Annotated in this window: 4 protein-coding genes; all 4 read left to right on the plus strand. The window is 63.7% G+C overall.

Annotation, left to right across the window (positions count from 1 at the left end):
- The first annotated feature begins 14 nt into the window (after positions 1 to 14).
- On the plus strand, positions 15 to 1,253 hold the full coding sequence (locus DDE10_RS22040) for a threonine ammonia-lyase (protein ID WP_114954966.1): 1,239 nt from the start codon (positions 15 to 17) through the stop codon (positions 1,251 to 1,253).
- Positions 1,254 to 1,387: 134 nt separating this feature from the next.
- Positions 1,388 to 2,146: an arginyltransferase gene (locus DDE10_RS22045; protein WP_114954967.1), complete on the plus strand. Its 759-nt coding sequence runs from the start codon at positions 1,388 to 1,390 to the stop codon at positions 2,144 to 2,146.
- A 216-nt stretch (positions 2,147 to 2,362) separates the two neighbouring features.
- Positions 2,363 to 5,608 carry a calcium-binding protein gene (locus DDE10_RS22050; protein WP_162806792.1) on the plus strand — a complete coding sequence of 1,082 codons (3,246 nt, stop codon included), beginning with the start codon at positions 2,363 to 2,365 and terminating at the stop codon, positions 5,606 to 5,608.
- A gap of 209 nt (positions 5,609 to 5,817) precedes the next feature.
- Positions 5,818 to 8,084 (plus strand): M10 family metallopeptidase (locus DDE10_RS22055; protein WP_284734826.1); only part of this gene is annotated, 2,267 nt, incomplete at its 3' end.

The following is an 8,084-nucleotide window of genomic DNA, read 5'->3' on the forward strand; positions in this document are numbered from 1 at the left end:
TTCCGGAAGTTGTCATGGCCAGCCTCGTCTCCGATCCCGGTCTGCCGATCGGCCTCGCCGACATCGAAGCGGCCGCCCGCCGCATCGAGGGCGCGGTGGTGCGCACGCCGACCCTGCTCAGCCGCACCCTTTCCGAACGCTTCGGCGCCGAGATCTGGGTCAAGTTCGAGAATCTGCAGCATAGCGGCGCCTATAAGGAGCGCGGGGCACTCAACAAATTGCTGCTGATGGACGAGGCGATGCGCGCCCGCGGCGTCATCGCCGCGTCGGCCGGAAATCATGCCCAGGCGGTCGCCCATCATGCGCGGCGCCTCGGCGTGCCCGCGGTGATCGTCATGCCGAAGCCGACGCCGGTCGTGAAGGTCACCCAGACCGAGGGCCACGGCGCCGAGGTGGTGCTGCACGGCGAGATGTACGACGACGCTTATGCCGAGGCGCTCCGCCTGTCCGACGCGCGCGGCCTCACCTTCGTCCATCCGTTCGACGATTTCGAGGTGATGGCGGGGCAGGGGACGGTGGCGCTCGAAATGCTCGCCGACGCGCCGGATCTGGACACCTTGCTGGTCCCGATCGGCGGCGGCGGCCTCATTGCCGGCACCGGCATCGCGGCCAAGACGATCCGGCCCGGCATCGAGGTGATCGGCGTCCAGGCCGAGCTCTATCCGTCGATGTTCGCCAAGTTCGCGCGGGCGAGCCTGCCCTGCGCCGGCGACACCATCGCGGAAGGCATAGCGGTGAAGTCGCCGGGTCTGATGACGTCGGGCATCATCAATCATATCGTCGACGACATCCTCCTCGTCGCCGAGCGCGACATCGAGAGCGCGATCGCGTTGCTGGTGCGGTCCGAGAAGACGGTCGCGGAAGGGGCCGGCGCGGTCGGCGTCGCCGCCCTGCTCGCCAATCCGGAGCGGCTGCGCGGGCGGCGGGTCGGCCTGATCGTCACCGGCGGAAACATCGACACGCACCTGCTCGCCAACGTGCTGCTGCGCGACCTCGCCCGATCGGGGCGGATGAGCCGCCTCAGGATCGAGCTGCAGGACCGGCCGGGTGCGCTCCACGCGGTGATGAAGCTGTTCAGCGACCATCAGGTCAATATCGTCGAGATCTCCCACCAGCGCATCTTCACCCACCTGCCGGCGAAGGACGCCTCCATCGACGTCGAATGCGAGGCGCGCGATGCCGAGCAGATCAGCCGGCTGATCGAGACCCTGAGGGCGGAAGGATTCGCCGTCCAGCCGGTGGCGATGGAGTAAGGTCCGGCCACGGCTGCGTCCCGGGCTGGAACGATGGGCGCGATCGCCCGCACCGGGCACAAAGCGCCCTTTCCAACGTTGCCGCGACGTCTCATAAAGATTCAGGCAACCATGTTGGACCGGCTGGAGTCGCCTTGAGCGCACCATTTCGATTTCCCCGCTTCTTCGTGACGACGCCGGCGCCGTGCCCCTATCTGACGGGCAAGACGGAGCGGAAGGTCTTCACCGAGCTGAGCGGCCCCCACGCGAGCGATCTCAACGACGCGCTCGGCCGCATCGGATTCCGCCGAAGCCAGAACGTCGCCTATCGGCCGAGCTGTCTCGACTGCACCGCCTGCGTCTCGGTTCGGGTGGTGGCCGGCGAGTTCCAGCCGAGCGCGACCCAGCGCCGCGTGCTCCGGCGCAATGCCGACCTCGAGGTCAGCGCGTGCAAGGCCTGGGCGACCGAGGAGCAGTATCAGCTGCTCCGCCGCTACCTTCGCGCCCGACATCCCGACGGCGGGATGGTCGAGATGGACGAGCATGATTTCTCCGACATGGTCGAGCAGAGCCCGGTCAAGACCTATGTCATCGAATATCGCGAGCCGTCGACCGATGGCCGGCCCGGCCGCCTGGTCGGGGCCTGCCTGACCGATCACCAGTCGGACGGGCTGTCGATGATCTACAGCTTCTTCGAGCCGGACGACGATCGCCGCGCGGGACTCGGAACCTTCATCATCCTCGACCATATCGTGCGCGCCGCCCGCGCCAGCCTTCCTTATGTCTATCTCGGCTATTGGGTCGAGGAATCGCGACGCATGGCCTACAAGTCCCGCTTCCGCCCGCTCGAGAAGCTAGGGCCTGGGGGATGGCGGCGCTTCGATCCGGAGCAGCGGGAACTGCCGCTGGCGTAGGTCGATCGTTCTCGACGGGTCGATAACGTCGAAATCGCGGGCTCGTCGGCCGGTTGTGCATCTTCGCGTGTGATATTATCCAGTCGACATTCGGGTCGGGGGCAATCTTCAGGAAATTGATGGCGGGGCTCCGCATCGCGTGCGCTCGCGCGGCGGCTGCAATCCGACCATTCAAAGCCATCGTTGAAGCTTGCGAGACCCGGGGGGGAAATGGCGATGGCAACTATCAATCTGGGGAATCTCGGGTCACGCGGAACCAAACTGGTCGGCAACGGTGCCCAGACGCAGTTGGGCTCCACGGTCAGTTCGGCCGGCGACGTGAACGGGGACGGCGTCGAAGACTTCATCGTCGCGAGATTGCAGACCCTTGGTGGCGGAGGGCCCGGCGGACCGGCAATCATATTCGGAAAGGCCGGTGGGCTACCGGAAATCAATCTGACGTCGCTTTCTCCTTCGCAGGGCTTTTTCGTTCGGGGCAGCGACACAATCAATGGGGAAGTTGTCGCGTCTGCAGGCGATATCAATCGCGACGGCTATGACGACGTCATGATGGCCGATCCCGATTACGGCGGTATCAATGGACGAGTCCACGTATTCTTCGGGAAGCCATCGTATGACGCGGATATCGACGTTGCCAATATGCGCCCCGACCAAGGCTTCACGATCATTTCCTCTTCACAGCAATGGATCGGGGCCCAGATCTCATTGGCGGGCGACGTCAACGGGGATGGTATCGACGACATCATCATCGGGACGAGGATCGATCTCGCGCACGTCATATTCGGAAAGAAGGATGGCTTCGGCACGATCAACGTCGACAATCTGAAGGATTCTGAAGGGTTCACCATTTTGGGGGCGGGCACTCATGTTGCGTCCGCCGGCGATTTCAACCGTGATGGTGTAGACGACCTGCTTGTCGCAGCCGCGAATGACTCCAAGGCTTACGTCATCTTCGGGAAGCGCGGCATTGCCGACATGGACGTGACGAGTCTCGACAACGTGCGGGCCACTGTCATCTATCTCGGCGCAGGAGCAAGGGTGACGGGAGTCGCCCTGGCCGGTGACATGAACGCTGATGGGCACTCAGACGTTCTGGTCGCCAGCGCGACGGACATCTATGGGGTCCTCGGGCGGCCAAAGGGCGCCAATGTCATCAAGGACAATCCAAACTCCCGCGACTTTGTGGTCTCCGGCGGCGGGATCACCTCGCTTGGCTCGGCCGGAGACGTCAATTCCGATGGATATGACGACATCATCCTCGGAAGGACCGGCGGGCGGGGAAGTTCTTACGTCATCCTCGGCAAAGCCAGCGGCTTCGCCGACATATCGCTCAGCGATGCCGCCATCATCCTGCAGGGCGCAAAGGATGGAGACAAGGCCGGGAATGTCAGTGCCGCCGATACGAATTGCGACGGGTTCGCGGATCTCATCGTCGGCGCGCCCGGTTCCGACGAAAATGGGTCCAACTCGGGGACCGTCTACATCGTCAATGGTTCCGCCCCCACGACGGCCGTCCACTATATCGGCGCAGACGCAAATCAGACGATGCGCGGCGGTTCGGCAGGAGATAGGCTCGAAGGGCGCGGCGGCAACGACACGCTGATCGGCGGTGCCAGCGCCGACGTCCTCGACGGCGGCGGTGGGATCGATACGGCCAGCTACCAAGGCTCAAATGCCGGCGTGGACGTCAGTCTGACCCGGGCCGCCCAGTCCGGAGGCCACGCACAGGGTGACCTTTTGTCCAATGTCGAGAACCTCACCGGCAGCGCCTTTGCCGACGTGCTGGTCGGCAATGGTGCCGCTAACATCCTCAACGGCGCCGGTGGAGCCGATGCGATGCGCGGGGCCGGCGGCAGCGACACTTACGTGGTCGACCGTGCGGGCGACAAGGTGATCGAAATAGCCGGGGGAGGCATCGACACGGTGCGGAGCTCGATCAGCTACACCTTGGGCGCACAGGTCGAGAACCTGGTTCTCACCGGTACGGCGAGGCTCAACGGCACGGGCAACGGCCATGCCAACGAGCTCGTCGGCAACGATGCCGCCAACACGCTCGATGGCGCGGGCGGCGCCGATGTGATGCGGGGTCGGGCCGGCGACGATATCTACATTGTCGACAATGGGCGCGACCAAGCGGCCGAGGCGGTCGGTGAGGGCACGGATGAGGTCAGGGCCTCGGTGACCTTCAGACTGTCGGAGCATGTCGAGAATCTGGTGCTCACCGGCACGGCTGCGATCAACGGGACGGGCAACAACGGCGACAATATGATCGTCGGAAACGGTGCGGCGAACATTCTCAGCGGCGGCAAAGGCAGGGACGAGCTCGACGGGGGGGCTGGCGCTGACACGATGTACGGCGGCGACGGCCATGACAAGTACCGTGTCCACGATGCCAGTGATCGGGTGGTCGAGCTTGCGGGCGAGGGCAACGACACGATCCACGCCTATGTGACCTTCAGCCTGCCCGATCATGTCGAGAACCTCGCGCTCGGCGGAGCGGGCGTGATCGACGGAACGGGCAATGGACTGTCGAACCGTCTCTACGGCAACGCCAAGGCAAATGTGCTCGACGGCGGCGCCGGAATCGACACCATGTATGGCCGAGACGGCCACGACACCTATGTAGTCGACAATGCTGGCGACTCTGTGGTCGAGCTGGAGAACCAGGGCATCGACACCGTGAGAAGCTCGGTGACCCATGGCCTCGCCCTTAACGTCGAGAATCTGGTGCTCACCGGCACAAGCGCGATCGACGGCACCGGCAATTATCTCGGAAACCGGCTAGTCGGCAACTCGGCGGCCAACCTGCTCGACGGCGAGCGCGGTGCGGATCTGATGCAAGGCGGTGGCGGCAACGACACCTACAAGGTCGATCATTTCGGCGACAAGGTTGTGGAGCAGGCCGGCGAAGGCGTGGATCGCGTGCGCAGCTCGGTCACATTCACCCTTTCCGACCATGTCGAAAATCTCGTCCTCGAAGGCAGCGCCCGCATCGACGGCCAAGGCAACGGGCTGGCCAACCAGCTCGTCGGCAACCGTGCAGTGAACCGATTGAGGGGCGAGGACGGCAACGATTCGCTTTTCGGCGGCGACGGGTCGGATTGGCTCTACGGCGGCTCCGGCAGCGATCGGCTGGAAGGCGGCGAAGGCTCGGATCGCTTTTCCTTCGATGCTGCGCTCGGCGGGTCCAACGTAGACACGATCCTCGACTTCACCCGCGGCGAGGACCGGATCCTGCTCGACGACGCCGTATTCGACGGACTGAGCAGAGGCGAACTGTCTCCCAGCGCATTCGTCAGCGGAAGCGCGGCCGGGTCCGCGGCGGACCGGATCATCTACGATCCGTCGACCGGCGCGTTGCTTTACGATGCGGATGGGAGCGGCAGTGGCGCAGCTGTCAGGTTCGCGGTACTGGACAACCCGCCCGCCGAACTAGCCGCCAGCGATTTCACCGTCTTTTGATCGACCCGACTTTCGCCGGCCAGTTGAGTCTCCATTGGACGTCGTGACGACGGCTGGCCGGCGACTGGGTCGAGATGGATAAGCGCGAATATCGACCATGGTCGAGGAGGCGCCCGCAAGGCCAGACTAGATGCTCCGGATTGTACCTAGGGGTGGCATTAACCTCTTGAGGAGGAATGCTTCTCTAGTCCGCGAGCATGACTCAGCTCGTGGCATCGGGAGCGCAGCTCCATCCGGTACATTGTGTTTGCGGCGCGTGCGCCGGCTCTGAACCTTACGTCGTTTCCGCCAATGTCGATGGCCAGGGCGGCTTCATCGACGACAAGCCTGTCTGGTCGATCGCGGAAATCACGGCACATCTGAACCGCAGCGCCTTTCCCTGGACCGATATTCCGGGAGCGGGCTGGAGCAGTGAGGGCTTCGATGCCCGTCCGGCAAGCGGAGACCTCCTCCAGCTGACCTTCGGCTTTCACACCGTCGAGACGATCGCTGCCGCACCCTATCATTTCGAGATCGACGGCCAGGTCTACGATCTCGGTTCCGCCGTGGGGTTTCAGGCGTTTTCGGTCGGGCAACAGGAAGCGGCTCGCAAGACGATCACGCTCTGGAATGAACTTGTTGCCCTGGACATCGTCGAGACGACGGCCGACCAAGCCGATCTCACCTACAGCAACTATACCAAACTTCCCGGAACGCAGGCCTTCGCCTTCCTGCCCTACAGCTATTCCGAGCCTTACGCGAAACTGGCCGGCGACATCTGGGTCAATGGACTGGCATCGAGCAATCTCGAACTCGACAATGGCGGCTATGGTCTTCTCACCCTCATGCACGAGACCGGCCACGCGCTCGGCCTCATGCACCCTGGCGATTATGACGCTTCCTCCGACGAGGCGTTCACCTATGCGAGCCACGCGGAATATTTTCAGGACTCGCGTCAGTACAGCGTGATGTCCTATTTCAATGCGGAGTTCACCGATGCTGCTCACGTCGATTGGTCACGCCTCGAGCGAGTCTACGGACAGACGCCTCTGCTTCACGACATCGCCGCGATCCAGGCCATCTACGGCGCAGATCCGACGACGCGTGCAGACGGGACAATCTACGGCTTCAACTCCACGGCGAATCTGAACGTCTTCGATTTCGGGCTGAACACGATGCCCGTCATTTCCATCTACGATGCGGGTGGAATCGATACGCTCGACTTCTCCGGCTGGAACACGGCTTCGACGATCGATCTCAATCCGGGCGCCTTCAGCAGCGGCGGCGGCAGTGGAATCGTCCCCCTCGAAGACCTCAAGGCCGCGGGGCTGGTGCCATCGGACTTCACGCAGGCGGAGTATGACGCGCTTCGGACGGCCTACAATTCGCCCGATGGACTTCTCCATGACAACATCTCCATCGCCTACGGAACGATCATCGAGAACGCGATCGGCGGCGGCGGCAACGATACGATCATCGGCAATTCGGTGGCCAACCACCTCGTCGGCGGCGCGGGCGACGATCTTCTTGCGGGCGATGGCGGATCCGACCTGCTCGAAGGCGGGGACGGGGTAGATACGGTCAGCTACGCCGCATCGGACAGCAGCGTCAATCTGGATCTCGGCCGGTCCGACGGCCAAACGGGCGGCCATGCCGAAGGCGACGTGTTGACTGGGATCGAGAATGTTACCGGCAGTCGGTTTGACGACATTCTGGCCGGGAGCAGCTCCGCCAACGTTATCGACGGAGGAGGGGGCGCCGATGTCATGAGGGGAAGCGCGGGTGACGATACCTATGTCGTCGACGATGTCGGCGACGACGTTACCGAGATGAGCGCCGAGGGCACCGACACCGTCATGAGCTCCGTGACCTATACATTGCCCGAAGACGTGGAGAACCTGGTTCTCCTGGGCGCCGCCGCTGCCGATGCCGTCGGCAACGCTCAGTCAAACACGATAGTAGGCAATAGCGCGGCGAACATTCTCGACGGCGCCGGCGGCGCCGATCTTATGCAGGGCGGCGCTGGCGACGACGTCTATATCGTCGATCAACCCACGGACGAGATAGTCGAGCGGGCGGGCGAAGGCTGGGATCAGGTCAGTAGCTCGACGAGCTATGTGCTCCCGAAGCATGTGGAGAAGCTCGTCCTCACCGGAACATCGTCCACCGGTGGATCCGGCAATAGCTCCGACAACATCATCATCGGAAATTTCGCGGGCAATGTCCTTAGCGGAGGCGCAGGCAAGGACGTGCTCGATGGCGCGGGCGGCGCCGACGATCTGCGGGGCGGCAGGGGCCACGACACCTATATCGTCGACAATGCGGGCGACACGGTGATCGAGGCTGCCGGCGAGGGCACGGACACGATCCGCACCTATGTGAGCTACAGCCTTCCCGACCATGTCGAGGCGCTCGCACTCGGCGGCGCTGGCGTGACGGACGCCACCGGCAACGCGCTGGACAACCGTCTCTACGGCAATGCCAAGGCCAATGTGAT

It is taken from the genome of Sphingosinicella terrae, from assembly GCF_003347635.1.
Lineage (GTDB): Bacteria > Pseudomonadota > Alphaproteobacteria > Sphingomonadales > Sphingomonadaceae > Allosphingosinicella > Allosphingosinicella terrae.